Here is a 19,235-nt window from a genome sequence, read left to right as displayed (position 1 = left end):
CGAACAGCCGGAGCGGCCGTTCGGCTTCGATGCCCATCATCGCCAATTTATAAAACTGCCGGCGTATAGCGGTCGGCGCGTTCCGGGCGCCTTCGCGGCCCCGGTTGCGGCGCACTCCTTCGTCCTGCGGGCAGCCGAGGAGGACTAACTCCGCCGCCTCGTAGCCGGCGGGGTCGAGGCGAACGACTTCGCCGAGGCGGATATCGTTCGGGTCGTCGCGGCGAAAGAGGAGGTCGGGGGAGACGGGGGTCATACGCTCATTGAAGCCTTAATGGGGAGGCCAAGCGGGGACGCGAGGTATCGCGTCCGTACGGGGGGGAGGCCGCAGGAGGGCAAAAGGGGACGCGATGTATCGCGTCCTTACGGGATGGAGGCAGGGGGAGGGCAATGCCTCATGCTTCATGCTTGCGCCAGTAGAGTATGGCCGCGAGGGCGGTGAGGAAGGCGACGATGGCGAGTAAGATAAAGACGGCGTTCCAGCCGAACCGTTGGGCGACGGCACCGACGCCCCAGCCGGAGAGGATGCTGCCGATGTAGCCGGCGCTGTCGACCATGCCGGCGGCCGTCGAACTGCCCTGCTTGCCTCCGAGGTCCAGCGAGATCGCGCCGGCGAGGAAGGCGTACGGCCCGAGCATCAGGAAGGCGGAAATCGACACAAAGATGACGGGAAGGACGGCGTTTTCGATGCCGGTGACGCTGCCCATGACGAGCAGGATGGCCACGAGCGGGATGAGCGACAGCACCATGATGCCGGCGCGTTTGCCGCCCGCGAATTTATCCGACATATACCCGGTCAACAACACCGCGAAGCCGCCGAAGAGCGGGAAAAAGAGGCTCATCTGGCCGGCGGCGCCCGGCGAGAGGCGGCCTACCTCGGCGAGGTAGGTGGGGGTCCAAAAATTAAAGGCCTCGCGCATGAGCGTGAGGCCGAAGGACATAAACGCGACGAGCCAGAAGGCGGGGCTCTGGAAAAACGGCAGCAGCAGGGCCTTGAGGCCGGCCGGCCGCTCCCGGTCCCCGGCATCGCCAAACACATTCTTGGGGTTCACCTCCACCTCCGGGAGCCCGACATCCGTGGGGCTGCTCTTCAGGGTGAAATAATCCACCACCATGATCACTCCCAGCACGGCCGCCGAGGCGAAAAAGACGCCGCGCCACGAAAACCCGAAGTCGATCAACTGCCCCAGAAACAGCCGCGCGATGGCATCGCCAAACAGAAAGCTGAGGCTCATGATCCCCATCACCCAGCCGTAGCGCTTGTACGAAAACCAGTTGGAGGAGATCTTGACCAGCGCCCCCCACCCCATCGACTGCACGAGCCGGTTGATGGACCAGGCCACAAAAAAGACCGATACCCCCGCGCCGGCCCCAAACAACACCGTCGCTCCGATCGAGGCCGCCATCCCGAAGAGGAACATCCGCCGGCCACCGACGAAATCGCACAACACCCCGTTGACGAGTTTGCCCATCGCGTAGAAAAACACTCCCACCGAGGCGATGAGGCCCAGCATCTCCTTATCCAGCCCCTGATCGCCAAACGCCTCCAGCAATAACGGAGACGCGACGGAGAAGTTGGAGCGGCAGAAGTAGTAGCCGGCGTAGCCAACGACCAGCGAAAGCATCGTGGTAGTCTGCCATCGCTTAAGCCTGGGGTTTTCGGTCATACGGGTTACGGATTGGGGATTACGTTCGACTTTGTCTATGTTCAGCGCCTGCTCAAAAGCCCCAAAAATACTGTCATCCTGAGCTTGTCGAAAGCCTGTGCTCCTACCTCATGTCACCCTGAGCGCCAGCGAAGGGCCTTCGAGCGGTAGGTGGCAACGAGATGGTGAAGGTTTTCGGGATCGTTCCGGCTGTTCAACTTCTGCTCCAATGCAAGATTTTGCCGGTTTAAGGTCCTTCGCTGGCGCTCAGGATGACCGGGTACTGCTGAAGAAAAGGTCCTTACTGGCGGGCAAAAACGCACGATTCCAGGCCATACAATTCCGACCGAAACCTGTCATGCCCGATATGAAAGCCCCGCGAAGCCGGGCTTTGGGGCTCAGGATGACACTACATTGGCATTGAACCAGACTTTCGCCTGGCTATTCAATTCCGCCAATTCGGATCGACAACCGGGAAGGCCGGCTTGTTGGAATTACTCTTCAGGAGGTTGACGGTCATGGTCGGATTCGCGGGCGAGACGTACACCGACAGAGTATCCAGCATCGCGTCGTCGATCCAGACGCGTTCCAGTGCGAGGAGGCTGTCGGCGAAACGGCGGCGCTCTTCGCTGGCGAGGCGTGAGACGAGCCGGCCACGCTGGTCAGCCGTGAGGCTGTCGAAGGGGATGGCGTTGGGGAGGGAGCTCGTGCCGGCCTCGTAATAGGCCCGGAGGGTGGCCTCATCGGGGGCCTGCTCGGCATCGAGCAGGCGGGCGTATTCCTGAAACAGCCACTTCTCCTCCCAGCGCTGAAAGCTGCGTTGGAAGGCCGGCGAGCGCTCAAGCTGGTCGGCCGCGGCCAGGTCGAGCAAAACGGCGTCGCGGACGACGAGAGCGACGATGTCGGACAGCCGGGCCTTAAACGCGCGCAGGTCGTCCGGGCGGATGATGTAGCGGCCGGGGGTGAAGTGGACGAGGAAGTCGCGGATGGTCCAGGTGACGTCGCGGTAGGAAACAAGCGGCTCGTCGAAGCCGGCGACGAGGGCGCGGATGTAGGGAGTGTCGCGCCGTTCCTCTTCGATGTAATACAGCAGGTTGCGTTCTGGCGTGGTATCCGAGTACCAGTCCCACAGCGCCATGAACAGCCGTTCGAGGCCGGCGCGTTTGGTGGCCACGCCCAGCGGCTCCATCGTTTCGGCGACAAACGCGGCGCCCTGCTCCATGGCCTTGCGGTTGTATATCACCTTGCGGGCGGACGACGACTTCGCGGCGTAGTCCTCTTCAGCGATGCGCTCGCGGCGGATGTCGACGACTTCCATCACGTACCAGTTGCCCTGGTAAAGCACGGGTTCGGAAGGGGTATTCAGGGGGAGATTCTGGAGGATGGCCAGCAGGGCCGGGTCGGCCGTTTCGGCGTCGACCAGGGGGGAGGTGAGCTGGTCCGACATCGACTCAAGTTCAGGAATTTCGGCGGTTCGTTCGGCGAGGACGGCTTCGTAGCCGCGTTCACGGACGGCGTCGTAGAGCTGCCGGGCGTCCTGTTCGCCGGCGGCCGGCAGGAAGCGGAATTGAAAGCGGACGGCGCCTTTGTTGATCTCGGCGCGGATCTCCTCCTCGGTCACCTCGATGGCGTCGAGTACGCGGGTCTGGAAGACCTCTTCGATGAGCAGCTCCTCGCGGAGGGTACGGGCGGCGTGGCGGACGGCGGCGAGGGTGTCGAGCTTCAGGGCGCGGGCCTTACGGGCCATCGCCTTTTCGAGGAGCATGAGCTCCAGGTAGGCGCGTTTGGCGTCGTCGCCGCGGCGGAGGTGGCCGTAGCCGAACTCGTAGTCCAGGCGGAATTCATCGGCCGTGATGTAGTCGTCGCCGACGCGGGCGAGGATAGACGCTTCGGGCGCGGCCGGCCGGCAGGACACGATCGTCGCGGCGATCACAAGCAGCAGGGCGGGTCGCATCATACGGGTCGAAACTACAGGTCGGCAAAAACGGAAGGAGCCGGCATATGCGAACATACGCCGGCTCCATTCCTCATTCAATCGACTTCTCGGCGAATTACTTCACGAGCAGCATCTTCTTGACGCTGACGTACTTGCCGGCGGCAATGCGGTACAGGTACACACCAGAGGCCAGCTGCGAGGCGTCGAACTGGACGCTGTGCGTGCCGGACGTCTGGAAGCCGCTCACGAGCGTGGCGACGCGCTGACCGAGGATGTTGTACACCTCGAGCTGCACGTCCACCGACTCGGGGATCGAGTAGTTGATCGCCGTCGTCGGGTTGAACGGGTTCGGGTAGTTCTGCTGCAGCGTGAAAGCAACCGGCTGTTCCAGATCTTCCGTATCCGTGATCGTGATCGGCGTACCGTCGAGCTTCGTGACGGTCAGGTTGTATTCGCCGCGTGACGGATCGCGATCCGTAGCGCTGCCAAAGTCCTGGCCATGCACCATGACATAGACCGGGCCGTCCGCTTCCGCAATAAATTGGATGCGGGAGTGCCAGTCGAAGCCGCTGTCGTCGTCACCATCCGGGTCGTCGTCCTGGACGATCATGGCGGTGTCGGTATTCAGCGTGTCGCCGGCGGCGCTGAGCAGACGCATATAGGCGTCGTAGTCGCGGGACCACAGGTTACCACCGACAGGCGACGTTTCGGCGATGAGGGTATCGCCGATTACCAGCTCGTACTTGTAGATGTCGATGTCATCGCCATACCGCGCCGAGATCGCATCGCCAGCTTCCCAGGGGAAGTCCGCGTTGTAGAGCATCGACGTGAGCACCTGGCCAGGCATCTGGAACGCCTGCGTCCCGATCGCATCGGCTTCGGCGATGGTGTTGTTTGGTTCACCGAGCGTTTTCAGCTCCGTGATATCGCTGCCCTTCATCCCGATCTGGTAGGCGCCAGAGCCAGCTCCCTTGACTTCGAGCAGGTATTCACCCGTCTCGTCTGGGATGATGTTGAGCTTGAGGTTGCTGCCAGATGCACGGGTGTTGTAGCCGGTGTTGGCTTCGTCGAGCAGGTTCGTAGCCGTGTCGGAGGCTTTGAACAGGCGAGCGACGAACGTGCCCTGATAGCCTTCAGCCGTCTTCAGGGTACGGACGTTGTAGATATGATCGGCCTCGAGGTTGAGGCTGAACACATCGACCGAGTCGACGCCGGTTTCGAACGTAGCATCCAGGAAGCCCGTCGCCAGCGCGTTGGCCGTAGCGAACGAATCGTTCGGCTCGGCTTCAGCCGAAGAGACGGCGATGTTGAGGATGTAGTCACCGCGGTTCAGGCTCCGGTCGTCAGCGCCATCCGGCGTACGGCTGGTCACCACGGCTACGTAGACGTCGCCATCGGCGGCGGCGGCGTAGCTGACACGCGAGTACCAGTCGTTACCGCCGTCGTCGTCGTCGGCCAGCTCCGTAGCGCCGTCAGCGCCGTAGATCACGATGCGTGTATCCGTATCGCGATTCCAGAGGTCGCTCACGGGCTTGGCTTCAGCAACGAGCACCTGGCCGGCGGTCAACGCGACCTTGAACCAGTCCTCATCCCCAAAGAAGCGAGGATGCGCGGGCTGCGACAGGGCGTATTCGACATCCGAGCCGAACGCCTGATAGTAGCCATTCGCATCGGCGTCGGCGGGCGTATTGTTCGGCTCGCCGGCGCTCTGGAGCGCGTAGTAGTTCGGGTTGATGCGCGAGGTCAGCTTGTACGGGCCTACACCACCCGAAATCTTCAGGTAGTACGGCTTCGTGGTGCGCGGGATGATGTTGGCGATCTTGAAGTTGTCGCCGCTGTAGTTGTTCACCCAGCCACTGCCGTCGAGCAGCGTCGTGCCGTTGACATCGTCGAAGAACTCGACCGTCAGCGCGCCGCCGGTGTTGTTGTCCAACGAGCGGAACGAGTAGAGCTTGCCGGCTTCGAGCACGAACGTGAAGTAGTCCACGTCGCCCGAGGTCAGCGAAGCATCGTAAATCGTGCCCAGCGCGATCAGGTTGGCCGCTTCGAAGCTGTCATTGCCTTCCGTCTCGGTGAAGGGCTGGCCGCCGGAGAGGTTGTAGAACCCTACGTCTCCATCTTCAACAGCCTTCACCTGCACGATGTACTGGCCCGAGGCCGGAATCGTAAAGGTAATGCCGCCCGTACCCGTGGCGAGTTCGGTGAACGTACCGTCGAACAGCGTCATCTCGACATTGAAGTCGTTGATGAGGTCGGCGTTGGTGCCCGTAAGGGACAGGCTCAGTTCGAAGCCGGCATCGGCGCTAAAGTAGTAGTGGTCCACGTCGTTCGCCGGGAAGATCATCCCGGCCTCGACGGCGGCGCCGGCGCCAACACCCATCGGCTCCTGCGCAAGGGCGTCTTCAGCGATGTTGTCCGGTTCGTTCGCGATGCGGCCAAAGTAGATCTGACCTTTATCGACCACGCCCAGCTTGTAGTCGCCGGCCGCCGCGCCGGTGAGCTTGATGAGGTAGGCGCCCGTTTTCTCCGGGACGAATCCGGATACGAGGACGTCGTTGCCCATGTCGTCGATCGCTCCCGCGTCGAGCAGGTTCGCGCTCAGCACGGTCGACGAGCCATCGGCGGATTCTTCCTCACGGAAGATCTCGATGCCGAGGTCCGCCGCAGCGGCCGACGTGAAGATCGAGTACATGCGCACCTGGTGCATATACACGCGGTACATGTCCACATCGGAAGCGCCCGAGAGGCCGGCGTTGATCAGCGTATCGACGCGCGGGGCGATCGACTGCGCCGCGGCGACTTCGTCGTTGGGCTCTACTTCCACCGGGTCGGTGCTGTACTGCGTGGCATACAAGTCGTACATGAACCGACCGGGATCGCTGTTATCTACGTTTCGACCGGGCTCGCGGGTCGTCGAGGCCCAGGCGTGCATATCCAGCCAGATCGGCGTGTCGGACGTGATGCCGCGAGCGGCCATCGCTTCCGGGGTGATCACGACCCGCGAATGGATGTTGTTTGGTCCGTCCATGGCTTCACGGCCGTCGTCATCGGACTCGAACAGGACGGTGGTATAGTCGGCGTCATAGATCCGGAAGAGCGTGTCGTCCAGGCGCGAACCGCCGGGGCCGATGGCGCCGTCGTTATCGCGGTACCAGCCGAAATACGGCACGGTCTCGATGATCAGCGTCTTGCCAGCTTCGTAGTTGACCAGGAAGTGATCATGGTCTTCCGAGCCCTGCTCGAGCAGCTGCGGGTACACGCTGTTGCCCTGGACGGGGACGGGAGGAGAGACAACACGGACGGTGTCCGGGTTGTAGATCATGTACGTTCGGATGACACCATCCGTCGGCAGCGAGATGCCGTTGACGAGGGCGTCTTCGAACGTCTGGTTCGGCTCCGCCTTATCGACAAACTGGGCGATATCGATCGCATAGGCCGTGATGTAGTAGGTGCCGGCATCACCGCCGTCGTTGAAGATCCAGAGGTAGTAGTCGCCCGTCACCGGGTCGCCAGTAGCCTCATCGATCGGCGCCGTCCAGCCGGTAAGGCGGAAGTCGCCGGAGCCGTTGCGGCCATCGGCCTCGCGGCCCGTGATGTCTCCACGCATCTTGTCATTGCCCTGGACTCCGCCGGCGTTGACGACGAAGGTTGTATCCAGATCGGACTCGTGGAAGATGCGAGCGCTGACGTTCAACCCGTCCGTTCCATCGGTGAGGAAGGAGTGGGTCGAGGCAAAGTAATACATCTTCGTCGGATCGACCGTAAACCGGAAGACATCGACGTCGCCGGCGGTAAGGCTCGCCTGAACGAGCTTGCCGGTGTATTCGTCGGTGCGTCCCGGCAGGGCGATCACGTCGTTGATGTTGTCGGCCGTGTCGAAGAAGTTGTTCGGCTCGGCTTCGGCACGCCCGATGTCATCGGCGCCAAGCGCGCTCTGCGACCGAACGAGGTCGATCGAGGCGGTCTTGTACCGATCGGACAAAAGGTCCTGCTGCGCCAGTTGAAGGCGCGCGGGATCGTCCTGATATTTGTTGAGGACCTCCTCGTAGTTGGTACCATACAGGGCCCGAAGCATGTCCGCATTGCCGGCTTTCTGCTGCGCATGCGCGCTGCTGGCAATCATCAGACACATCAGGGCCACGCTCAGGTATGTGGTAGCGTATTTCATGATGGCGATTGGTATGGTTGGATGAAAACGATTAGCGATTAGCGATTCGTGATTAGCGACTGTTGGTGTTCGACAATCGATAGTTGATGATCGATGAGCACTATCCGATGGGCCCACACCAATCGTTATTCGCTAATCGCTAATCGCTACTCACTAATCCTAGAGATAAACCCCGAGGCTCAGCCGGTGCACTTTAGTGAGGATGCCCCAGTCCGAGTAGGCGTAGTCAAACACAAAGTCGCTGCGGTCTTTCAGCGTGTACTGGATACCGCCTCCGAAGGTAAGACCGTTGATGGAATTCCGCTCGAACCGGTTGAGATAGCCGACACGAAAGAAAATAAGGTTATTAAAACCATATTCAACTCCCATGTTCATGCTCTCGGTGGCTCCGGTAGGGTGCATGAGGTCGACGGCGGTAGTGAGGTTACCGCGCCCGGGGAGCGGGGTTTCGTAGGACAGCCCGAACCGGAAGATCTGCGGCAGCGGGGATCCGTCAGTCTTGTAAGTGACCGGGATGTTCTCGATGCCGACGTTTTCCGGATCCGGGTCGATGATGTTGTTGAGGTTTTTGCCGGACAGGCTGATGTCCGCTCCGAAATTCGAGATGCTCGAACCGATGGACAGCCCGCGGAGCGGCGTCTGGTAAAACACGCCGGCGTCCAGTGCGATCTGATTGCCCCGCTCCGTCCAGATCCGCTGGCTGATATACTTCCCGGTAAGGCCAAACGAAAACGACGGGATGAGCTTCGCGGAGAACGAGAGGTTCACGGCGTAGTCCTGCGCGTCGTACAGTTCACCCGTGCCCTCGGGCGCCTCGACGGTCCGAACGGCCTGCTCGGGGACGGCGAGCGACGTAAAGCTGAGGCCGATGACGCTGCTAAAAAACGGCAGCGGCGCGGCCACGCTGAAGAAGTCGAACGACGTCTCCGCCAGCCACTCGGTGTGAGTGAACGATACGGCCACGCCCTCCACGTACGCCAGGCCGGCGGGATTCCAGTAGATCATTTCGGCGCGGCCGGCCTGCGCCGTGTAAGCGCCTCCCATGGCCTCGGCCCGGGCCCCGACGCCGATCTCGAGAAACGCGGCCGCCACCGTGCCGTTGTTGGACACGTTCTGGACGAAGTCCTGACCGTACGCCGTCGACGCACTGACGGCGAGCAGTACTCCGACGATCAGCCGTGCGCTACGCATCGCATTGGATTTCATAAACGGACTCCGATCGACTTACTTGATGATGGAAAAACGGCCGATCCTCTCGCCGATACCCGGCGCCTCGACGTGGTAGATGTAGACGCCAAACGCCACATCCAATCCGTCTTCGGTCTGAAGATTCCAGCTGCGGATGCTATCCTCGACGGGGGCCGAGTGCTCGATGATCTTGACCAGCCGGCCGCTCACCGTAAAAATGCGGATCGTGCACTCCTGCGGCAGGTTGCGGAAGTCGATCCGCCGCTCGCCCCGGCTCGCGAGCTGGATATTGCGCGACTCGAGGGGGTTGACGGCGATGTAGGGGTCGGGCACGACGTAAATATTGTCCAGCGCCGCCTCATCGATCACCTCGGGAATGACGTTGCCCTCCACCTTGAAGGTCAACACGTCGTCCCGATCGAACGGCTTGGACGTCTCGAGCAGCGCGATATCGCCGGCAACCGGCATTTCTGCCTTTGTTATGGCATCGAGCAGCGAAAGCGCCTGGGCCGGCGTCGGGTTCGCCAGGATGAGCACGCTCAGGCTCGGCAACGCGGCCAGCGAATCGCGTGTTTCGTCATACCAGACATTGATCTCACGCAGGAAGTTGTCGATCTCGAGGGTCTCCAGATCCGGGCCATACGGGAGCCGGCCCATCCCGCGGATATCGAGGGCGGCCAGTGAGTCGTACAGGGTATTGGCGTTGAGCCGCACGTTATTCATGGCATCCTGGGACGAGGGCGACAGGCCGATTCGGAATTGCCAGGTTGACCGCGCGTAAAACGTATAGCCGGAAAGCGGTACGCCCAGCACGCGGACGCTGACGACATCGCCCGGCGTCAGTATCCCCGCCACGCTATCCGCCGGCAGGAGCGGCTGCGCCAGTTCGCTAAGCTGGAACGGGACCTTGCGCGGGTTATTGATATCCGTTACGTCCCAGACGCTGAAGTTGGTCTGGACGCGGCTCCTCGGCGAAAGCGAGTTCGAGGTGTCCGCGCCGAGGCTCGAAATCCGAATTTCGTAGTCCAGCGGCACCGCGTCGCCCCCGTCGGGCACCACGTTGGTCAACGAGGCGCGCGGGGTGGGCGTGCCTCGCGGATTCGTCCCATTCTCCAGCCAGCCGCTTGTCACCACCTCCGGCGCGGCGGGCGCCGTGACGGTAAATTTCATCCCGTCATAGATCCGGGCATTCAAAACGTCGGTTGTAAAGAGGGCATCTCCGCGGGTATCAACCGGACTCGTGGCCAGCGTATCGCCCGTCGTCGTATTACGCAGCACCCACCCGGACGTGAGCCCATTCTTGAGGAAGATCGGGTCGATCGCCGCATAACTCCCGTCGTCGGTGAACGTGAAGGCGTATTCGTACCCCTGGCTGTTCGCGACATCCGGGATCAAGAACTCGACATTCAGGCTGCCGCTGGCGTTGCCGCCGGCGCGCTGCACCCGCCCGTCCGTCAGCGACGGCTCGATGAACCCGAGCGCTCGCGGCTGAGGCACGACCACCGCCGCGTTGCGGTCGACGTTGGTCGGCCGGTCGAAGGCATCGACTTCGATGATCTTGGAGCTTTCGGTGGGCGAGAGTTCGGCGAGCGATTCGAATTTCGAGATGCTGCGCTCGAAGAAGGAGTCCTCGTAGCCCTGATCGACGGTCACGACGGCGTAGTAGTACGTCCGCCCGTTGTCGACGGTGGAGTCGACGAAGCTGTATTTCAGCCCGCTGTCGGTACCCATGTCGTAGGACACCCCGAAGTCGCCCACCGGCACGGGGTGCGCGCCGAAAAGTCCGTTTTTCAGATCGTACTGGACCTTGTTGCCGGTAGCGCTCAACAGGGGCTCCCACAGGAGCGGGTTGCCGAAAGCGTCGGTGATGGTTTTGATGTCGTTGAATTCGGGGTCGGTGGAGCGGTAAATCTTGTACAACTCGAAGTCGAACCCGTAGATCGGGTCGCGGGAGGACTCGGCGCTCTGGTCCCACACGAGCGTCACCTTCTTATCGCCGGGGACGGCGGTCAGGAACGGCGTGCGGGGCGGGCGGGCGAAGTTGTAATCCGCGTCATAGATGTTCTGCATCGTCCGCTTATTGCGGAGCATATCCTGGAAGTCGTTCCCGCAGAAAAACGCGAGGGAGAACCGCTGCGTGAGACCCTGGTCGATGGTCGAGTAGCCCGAGCTGTAGACGTAGATCACATCCGCCGTTTCGGTGGGGACGATAAACTGGGTTTCGTCGACGGGCTGGATGTATTCGCGCCAGAAGAGGGCGTCGTCGTCGAGGTCGCGGTCGAAGTCCGACGGCGTGCGGATGACCATATTCGTAAGGCCGATCTGGTCGATCTCGTCGTTGTCGGTGAATTCGAAGTTAGGCTCGCCCGGGTCCGCGAAGCCGTTGGCTTCGGTGCCATCCGGGTCGGGGCCCGGGTAGTCCTCGTTCTCGGGGCCCACGCCGTCCGAGCCGGTGTCGTCGTTCAGCGGCTCGATGGTCAGGGAGCCGTCGCCATCCAGGTCTTCGCCGGCGTCGAGGATAAAGTTGTTGTTCAGATCCTCGTTGTCGTAGATGCCGTTGCCGTTGATATCCTGCCAGGGCCTCCAGTCGCCGTCGTCATCGATGCCGTTTTCGCGGCTTTCGTCGCGCAGGCCGTCTTCGTCGTTATCGATGCCGTCGTCGGCGATGCCAGGGCTTTCGAGGAAGCCCACGCCGGCATATCCGACTTTAAACCCGTTGATCACCAGATCCCGCTTGAGCCACTGGTAGGTGATGTCGTCCTCCGTGTCGAACAGCGCCTGGTTGTCTCCCGTCTGGTCGGCAATGTCGTAATCGACCAGCATCGCGATGATCGCCCGCGGGATGTCCTTGCGGGAGACGTTCTCCACGTCGAACGTGGTGATGTAGATGTCTTCGGCGAGGATGCTGGCCCACTGGTACTGGCGGACCTTCACCTCGACGCCGAGGCCACGCCGGCCGCCGTCCGCCCAGCCGCGGGTATCGGGCTGCCCGGTGGCGGGGTTGAGGAATGGGTAGTAGGGGAATTCGTCGTTGTCTCGGTCGTCCACGAGGTAATAGGATTCCTGGTCGGCCCGGACGAACGAACCAAAGGCGCCGTTCCAGCGGCCGGCGCGAATGCCCGGTCGGATGTCGCCCGGCTGGCGATCATCGCCAGGGTAGGACTGGGGCGGCCAGAACGCCGGCCAGGTCTCGGGCAGGTTGGACTGCGACGTGTACTCCAGGAAGTTGATGAGCTCGGAATCCAATTGACCGTTGTTGTTCAAGTCCTCCCCGTCGTCGAGCGCGCCGTTCCGATTCGCGTCTTCGTTGAGGCCTCCGATGAAGTAGAACCCGGCGTCTTCGAGCCGGCGGCGGTCGTCGGCGTTGTCGTTGAGTCGGTTCCGAGTCGAGGGATCCCCCCGCATGTTGTAGTATCCCGGTAGGGCTGTAAAAAAGAACTTGTGGCTGCCGCTCGGATGGGTATCGCCGCCGCTGCGGTTGTAGCTATCGGTGATGATGCGGAGGGTGTCGCCGGCATCGTTGATGACCTCGCCGGCGGCGATGAAGCTCATCGTGTGGCCATATTCAACACCCGAGCCTTTCGGCCAGGTGATGCGATTCGGGGAGATGGTGCCTCCCCAGTAGCCAGCGGAGATGTTCACGTTCGTGACGTAGGGCACCTGGATGAGGTTGCCCGACGCCAGGCCGCCACGCACGAAGTTGCGCAGGGAGAGATCGACCACCGCCTGCGTGGTGGCGTCGCGCCGGCCGCGTTTTTTGCCGGCATCCTCCATCTTCTGGATGGTCTCCTCGACCGCTTCTTGACGGTCGACCGCCACGCGCTCCTCACGCAGGGCGTTTTTAGACTGCCCGTGGGCGCCGGCCGAGGCCAGGCCCCACACCAGTATCACGAGCCCCAGGGTTACAACGTTGGTCTTCATGTAGAATAGGTAATGGCAATTTGCTTCGTTATGCGCATCCGTAGGTCCACGCCATGGCGCGGACCTACGGACCGTCGCGCCGCCGTTCCGATCCGCGGCGTGGAGGTTCATCGCCGACATCAAAAATCAACCGTCACAGCCAGGCGGACCAGCCGGGGCGTGGAGTACCACTGGGGATTGTTGTCGTCCTGCGCGCGATCGAACAGACCGACAAATTCGTTGACCCGATTCCGATCCGCCTGGACGACAGGGAGCCGAACGATCTGGCCGGCGCGGCCGGAAATGCCGTCCACGAACCGCTCGTTCAGGTGGTTGAAAACGTTTTCGACCTGCAGGCGGATGCCGTACGAGATCGGGCCGACATCGATGCGCTTCTCGGCGCTGAGATCGAGCGTAAAGAGGTACGGCTTCCGCTCGGCATTCAGAAACTCGTTATCCGGGAAATCCAGGTTCGGGTTCAGGAACGCCGGCGAATACGGCTGGCCGGTGGCGAGTTGGCTGATGAAGCCGATGTTCCAGTTTCCGGACTGGCCGACCGTGGCCGACAGGTTCGCCGTCAGCGTCTGGTCCCAGTCCAGCGAGATGATCTGGCGGTCGATGAACAACTCGCCGATCTCGCCCGAGCGGCCGGCGATGACGACGTTCGCGACATCGTTCGGGTTCGACGAGCTGCCGCGGGCGTCGGAGTAGGTGACGTCGAACGACGTGCCGAGCAGCATGCCCACGGGGCGCGTCACGATCGAGAACGTGCCGCCGCGGACGAGCCCGTAGTCCCGGTTGACGGTCCGAATGTACTGGACGTTGTCGAGCGTGGAGAGCAGCTCGGTGCCGAGCAGGTTGCGGATATTCGAGTAGAACAGGTTGATGTCCACGCCGATGAAATCGGTCAGCTGCTGCTGGAGGCCCATCTCGTACTTGATGGTGCGCTCGGGCTGCAGATCCGGATTACCCACCTGCCGGTTCTCGAGCCGGCCGACGTTGATGCCTTCGAACACCGGGTTTTTGAAGATCTCCAGATAGGCCGGCATCTGCACGAAGTGCCCGTACGCCACGCGGAAGGCGCCACGCGTGGAGATGGGGTAGGAGATGCCCAGGCGGGGGCTGATGTAGAATTTGGCGTCCGTGTCCTCGAAGTTGTCCTCCCGGCCGAGGCGATCGGTAGGGGTTCGCGGGTCGATGATCCGCCGCTCGCGGACGTCGAAGTACTCGAAGCGGGTGCCGGCCTTGACGACGAGGCGGGAGTCGAACTCGAGCTTATCCTGCACGAACACGGCCAGCTCGATGGGCGACTGGTCGAATCGGTCGTTCACGGCAAACCGCTCTAGCTCGGGCACGAGAACAGGCGTCAGGGCGGAGACGGCGTCGAAGTAGTCCTCGAAGTTCGGGAAGTTGTTGGCCGAGGGGTAGGGCAGGTTGATAAATAGGGAGTCCGTGTTGTCGCGGAAGACCCAGCTCCGGTCGAGGTCCTCGATGAGGAAGGTATTCTGGCGAAACTGGGCGCCGGCCTTGAATTCGTTCCGGTCGTTGACCTGCCACGTGAAGTCCCCCGAAGCGATGATCTGCTCCTCCGTGCGCCGAAACTCGGTCACGTCGGTGCCGCCAAGGGAAAACCCGGTGACGTCGTCGGCGGCGCTGATGAACTGGAGGCGCGGGTCGTCGATCGAATCGAACGCGCGGCTTTCGGACTCGCCGAATTTATACGAGCCGCGCAGGTTGATCACCTTGTTGTTGCCAATGGCCTGCCTGTAGCTGGCGATACCCGTCCACGACGTAAAGAAGTTGTGGTCCTGGCCGGCCGGCGCGAACCGCGAGGCATTGTTATACCCCTGGCTTTCGGACTGGTTGTAGATGCCGCCAACCGTGAACGATGAACGGGACGTCGGCCGGAATACAAACTTCGGGTTAAATGTAAAGGAGCGTCGCCAATCCATCTCCACTACCGAGCCATTGCCCGAACCAAACGTGATCGGATTACCGTCGCGGCCGAGGATCGGGCTACCGTTGGGCGTCCGCGCCGTATCCAGCGTGATGAGCCGCGTATCGTCCGGCTGGAACAGGTCGCGGTACCAGCGGCGGTAGGTCTCGATCTCGAAACCGTCTTCCGGGAGGAACTGCTCGATGCCTTTCAGGTGGCCCACCCGATCTTCGTACCGGCTCGTGAGGAAAAAGCCCAGGCGGTCGAATTTCTTGATGATCGGCCCACTGAGCGTCAGCGACACGTCCTTGCTCTCGATGGGATCGAAGGTCTCGGTGCCGATGAAGACGCCGTTGTCGTTCGCGAAGAAGCCGCTGCCCTGCACCTTGAGGTTGCCTTCGAGCTTCTGGCCGGGGTCGCGGGTGGTGAGGCTGACCACGCCGGACTGGGCGCCGCCGAGCTCGGCGTCGAACGTGCCCGTAAAGACCTGCAGTTCCTGGATGGATTGGACCTCGAGGTCGACCGTGTTGCCGCCGCCCTGGTTAAATACGTCCTGCACCGGAATGCCGTCCACGATGTACGCCGTCTCGCGCTGCCGGCCGCCGCGGAAGTTAAACCCGCCGTCTGCGTTGGTCACGACACCCGGCTGAAACCGCACCAGGTCGCTCACCTCGGTCACCGGCAGGCTCTCGATGGTTTCGCGGGATACAAACGATACCGTCGTCGTCCGGTCCCGAATCACGATCGGGCGATCCGCGCTCACGATGATCTCCTCCCCCTGAAACACTTCCTCGGCGAGGCGGCCGTCCACCGTCGTGGTGCGACCCGAAAAGACCTGCACGGCCGCCGTCTTCAACGTTGAAAAACCAACGAAGGACATCACCAGGGTGTAGTTGCCCGGCGGAACGCTCAGCAGGAAGTACTTGCCGTCCGCGTCGGTGACGGTGCCGAGGTAGGTATTCTCCTCCAAAAAGACGTTCACGCCCGGCAGCGACTCGCCTGTGGCGGCGTCGAGGACCTGCCCGGAAATTTTCCCGGTCGACTGAGCAAGTGCCTCAGGCGCGGCCCATACCAGGCACAGTGTCAGAGACAGGGCAAGGAGGATGATGGCAGTACGAATCGAGACCATGCTCAGAAAATGGCTACGAGTACGAGCTTTCAGATCAAAAGCAGGGTACGCGATCTGAAGGCTGGTGGTGGACTAGCGCCGGCATCCCACGGGGCGCCCGGCACACTGGGGAAGATCGCGCTACGCACTCACGGACTCGTTACGCGATCGTTAAACCTGGAATCCCAACAGGAAACGCACAAATCGGAAGGCATCCCCTGTTGGCCGGCGCCATACTACGGCTTTTCTATGTTTCTCAGATTATGAATATGTTTCCTTTCATGCAACAGCGGATTGGTTGCGGGTTGACAAGTTCCAGGTAACAGGTTCTTGTTTTGGGTGGAGAGCCTGTAGCCTGCCAACCTGTAGATCCTTCGAGTCCGCCGGCTGTCGCCGCCGTCCCTCAGGACAAGCCTGCCAACCTGCAACCTGCCAACCAATCACCCATTCCCGTAGATACATAGCACCCGGGCTACCTGATCGGTGGGGTTATTGAGGGTGTGTTCGGTGGTGCCGTCTTCGTATAGGCAGTCGCCGGCCTCGAGCCGGAAGCGCTGCTCCCCGTATTCATAATCCACCGTTCCCTCGAGCACCATGAGAAATTCCTCGCCTTCGTGCGCGAGCTTTTGCCGCCGCGCCTCGCCGGGGGGTACCTCGAGCAGGAAGGGTTCCATGACTTTGTTCGGGCGCTTATGGGCGAGCGCGTGGTAGACGATGTTGGAGTCGGGACGATCCCGCTCCACCACCTGCCGCTCGTCCTTGCGCACGATGATCATCTCCGGGCGCGCGTCCAGGCCCTCGAAGAGCTCGGACATCGTGACGCCCAGGGCATCGACGATCTTGGCCAGTGTCGCGATCGACGGCGTCACGCGAAAATTCTCCACCTTGGACAGGACGCCGCGCGTCAGCCCGGTCAGCTCGGAGACTTGTTCGAGCGTGTATCCGCGAAGTGTTCGCAGAACGCGGATCCGCTGCGACAGTTGAACCAGATTCATGTGCTATATTGGTCGTTCGTGCGATACCGCCGGCCTTCCACGGCGGCTCATTCAGGCCATCTGGAGGGTCTTTTGTGTTGAGAACAGATAGAACCATGCCCATCGCTCCTCTCCTCTCGTTGCAGAAGATCGGAATCACTTTCCTCACTTGCCTCTTTTTTTCTGCGCCGGCCAGAGGACAATCGCTTCCCTTCCTCGACGGCTTCGAAGATGGCAATTTCGCCGGCTGGACGATCTCGAATGACCCCGAGCCCCAGAGTGGCCCGAGCGAGTGGGTGGTGGAAAACGGGGTGCTCGTGCAAAAATCCAACATCTGGTCGTATGGACTCGTCGATCTGGAGACAAAATACCACCTCGGCACCCATATCACGGCCGGCAACCCCGCCTGGCAGGACTACAGCTTCAACGCCCTCGCCCGCTCGGCCGACAACGACGGCATCGGCATCATCTTTCGCTACCAGGACGCGCGCAACTACTACCGCCTCCTACTGATGAACGACCCGGCCTGGTCCGGACGCGATAGCGCCGGCACACCGTTCAACACTCCCCTCCAGCGCCTCCAGAAGTTCGTGGACGGCGAGCCCTATATCCTGGCCGAAAACAAGGTATCCCAGGCCTACCCCTCCGGCTATTTCTCGCTCACGGCCGACGTCCGCGGCGACACGATCGTCGCCTACATCAACGGCGTGCGTATCCTGAGCGCCATCGACACCACCTACGCGGCCGGCAAGATCGGCATGCTTTCCTACGCGAACAGCGGCGCGTATTACGACAGCGTCTCGGTTTCCGCCGAACGGCTCGTGTACGACGGACCGGGCCAGACGACCGTCTCCTACCCGGTGCGCGAATTTCGGGCGCCCTACATCCAGAACCCGACCGGCACGACCTTCGAGGTGGCCTGGCGGACGCTGGAGGAATACGCCGGCGAGGTCCGCTACGACACGGAAAAAGACCTCCTCCGCTTCACCGCCACCGAGGCGGACGCCACCCGGAAGCACCACGTCCGCGTGACCGGATTGCAGCCGGGCGAGCGGTACTTTTACGCTGTATACAGCGGCGACGAACTCGTACAAGACCAGGAAAAAACCCTCACGGCCCGCGGCCCGGAGGAAAAGCAGTTCTCCTTCCTTGTCATAGGCGATAGCGGGGTCGACACGCCTACGCAATACCGCGTCAGCGCCGAGATGAGGAGCAGTATGAGCGCGGCGGAAGTCGACTTCGTCGTTCATGTCGGCGACGTTCACCAGGGCGTTGGCGACTACTACGACAACATCTACTTCAAGCCCTACCGCGACATCATCAAAAACGTCAACATCTTTACCTCGCTCGGCAACCACGACGTCATCACCGACAACGGCGACGTGTACATCGACGACTTCTACCTCCCCCACAACAATCCGGACAGCACCGAGCGGTATTACTCATTCCGCTGGGCCAACGCATTTTTTATCGCGCTGGACACCAACGGCGACTACACGCCCGGATCCCCGCAGTACGAATTCCTGGTCGAGCAGCTGGAATCCGACACGCGCAACGAGGCGACGTGGACCTTCGTCTACGCCCACCATCCCCCCTATACGGAATACTGGACCAACTACTACGGCGACGCCGGCGTCCAGAACCACCTCGTGCCGCTGTTCGAGCAGTACGACGTGGATATGGTGATGAACGGCCACACCCACAGCTACGAACGGGGCGAAAAAGAACACGTCCACTACCTCGTCTCTGGCGGCGGCGGCGGCGCGCTGGATGACTATTTCATCGACTACGAACACGTCTCTTTCTCCAGCGGCAAACACCACTTCACGCGGGTCGATGTCGATGACGACGAGCTGACCGTGTCGGCCACCGACGAGTTCGGCGCGCCGATGGATCGGTTCGTCATCCAGAAATTTACCGATGTCGCCCGCGAGCTGGGTCCGCTCGTGCCGGCGGCTTTTACGCTGGACCAGAGCTTCCCCAACCCGACCGCCGGCGCGGCCACCATCCGGTACCAGGTCCCTGAAACAGCATCCGTCCGCCTGGAGCTGTTCGACCTGCTCGGAAAACACGTCGCGACGCTGGTAGACCGCACCCACATCCCGGGGCACTACGTCGCCACATTCGACACCGCCCGGCTTGCCGCCGGCCCCTACGTCTACCGCCTCACCGCCGGCGAAACCAGCCTTACCCGGCAGATTAGGGTGGTTGATTAGCGATTCATGCGAATCAGGAGTTGAGGCCGTATCAAATGAATGAATCTAACTGGCAATCCCCCCATTTTTCGTCTTCCCCCGGTCAAAGCCGGGGGCAGGCTCCCAACTCGATTGGGGATCCATAGGCGGCTGATCGCATGTAGCCGGGCCTCAAGGGGGCTGAAGG

The 19,235-nt window shown here is 61.8% G+C and carries 9 protein-coding genes; 1 reads left to right on the top strand and 8 read right to left on the bottom strand.

Annotated elements, in window-relative coordinates:
• The 8 genes from SH809_17605 to SH809_17570 form a co-directional block, all read right to left on the bottom strand.
• On the bottom strand, positions 1–253 hold a 253-nt coding region (locus SH809_17605; GenBank protein ID MDZ4701533.1), incomplete at its 3' end, for a hypothetical protein.
• Between the two features lie 139 nt (positions 254–392).
• Positions 393–1,664, bottom strand: a complete 1,272-nt coding sequence (locus SH809_17600) for an MFS transporter (protein ID MDZ4701532.1) — start codon at positions 1,662–1,664, stop codon at positions 393–395.
• A 424-nt stretch (positions 1,665–2,088) separates the two neighbouring features.
• The gene (locus tag SH809_17595) at positions 2,089–3,600 is read right to left on the bottom strand and encodes a hypothetical protein (protein MDZ4701531.1); all 1,512 of its coding nucleotides are present in this window, start codon (positions 3,598–3,600) and stop codon (positions 2,089–2,091) included.
• A 94-nt stretch (positions 3,601–3,694) separates the two neighbouring features.
• A complete protein-coding gene (locus tag SH809_17590) occupies positions 3,695–7,747 on the bottom strand; it encodes a T9SS type A sorting domain-containing protein (protein MDZ4701530.1) in 4,053 nt (1,350 codons plus the stop codon).
• A gap of 159 nt (positions 7,748–7,906) precedes the next feature.
• Positions 7,907–8,953, bottom strand: a complete 1,047-nt coding sequence (locus SH809_17585; GenBank protein ID MDZ4701529.1) for a PorV/PorQ family protein — start codon at positions 8,951–8,953, stop codon at positions 7,907–7,909.
• A gap of 18 nt (positions 8,954–8,971) precedes the next feature.
• Positions 8,972–12,856 carry a hypothetical protein gene (locus tag SH809_17580; GenBank protein MDZ4701528.1) on the bottom strand — a complete coding sequence of 1,295 codons (3,885 nt, stop codon included), beginning with the start codon at positions 12,854–12,856 and terminating at the stop codon, positions 8,972–8,974.
• Positions 12,857–12,975: 119 nt separating this feature from the next.
• Positions 12,976–15,900, bottom strand: a complete 2,925-nt coding sequence (locus SH809_17575; GenBank protein MDZ4701527.1) for a TonB-dependent receptor — start codon at positions 15,898–15,900, stop codon at positions 12,976–12,978.
• Between the two features lie 419 nt (positions 15,901–16,319).
• Positions 16,320–16,874, bottom strand: coding sequence for an XRE family transcriptional regulator (locus SH809_17570; protein ID MDZ4701526.1), 555 nt, complete (start codon positions 16,872–16,874; stop codon positions 16,320–16,322).
• A 95-nt stretch (positions 16,875–16,969) separates the two neighbouring features.
• Here SH809_17570 and SH809_17565 point away from each other — a divergent pair, with 95 nt between their 5' ends.
• The gene (locus tag SH809_17565) at positions 16,970–19,069 is read left to right on the top strand and encodes a metallophosphoesterase (GenBank protein MDZ4701525.1); all 2,100 of its coding nucleotides are present in this window, start codon (positions 16,970–16,972) and stop codon (positions 19,067–19,069) included.
• The last annotated feature ends 166 nt before the right edge of the window (positions 19,070–19,235 follow it).

The organism is Rhodothermales bacterium (assembly GCA_034439735.1).
Classification (GTDB): Bacteria; Bacteroidota; Rhodothermia; order Rhodothermales; family JAHQVL01; genus JAWKNW01.
This window is presented reverse-complemented; position numbering and strand designations above follow the sequence as displayed.

Bases quoted from the DNA above. Each gene is read 5' to 3' on its own strand.
- SH809_17600 (MDZ4701532.1), bottom strand. From the start codon at position 1,664: ATGACCGAAAACCCCAGGCTTAAGCGATGGCAGACTACCACGATGCTT.
- SH809_17595 (MDZ4701531.1), bottom strand. From the start codon at position 3,600: ATGATGCGACCCGCCCTGCTGCTTGTGATCGCCGCGACGATCGTGTCC.
- SH809_17590 (MDZ4701530.1), bottom strand. From the start codon at position 7,747: ATGAAATACGCTACCACATACCTGAGCGTGGCCCTGATGTGTCTGATG.
- SH809_17585 (MDZ4701529.1), bottom strand. From the start codon at position 8,953: ATGAAATCCAATGCGATGCGTAGCGCACGGCTGATCGTCGGAGTACTG.
- SH809_17580 (MDZ4701528.1), bottom strand. From the start codon at position 12,856: ATGAAGACCAACGTTGTAACCCTGGGGCTCGTGATACTGGTGTGGGGC.
- SH809_17575 (MDZ4701527.1), bottom strand. From the start codon at position 15,900: ATGGTCTCGATTCGTACTGCCATCATCCTCCTTGCCCTGTCTCTGACA.
- SH809_17570 (MDZ4701526.1), bottom strand. From the start codon at position 16,874: ATGAATCTGGTTCAACTGTCGCAGCGGATCCGCGTTCTGCGAACACTT.
- SH809_17565 (MDZ4701525.1), top strand. From the start codon at position 16,970: ATGCCCATCGCTCCTCTCCTCTCGTTGCAGAAGATCGGAATCACTTTC.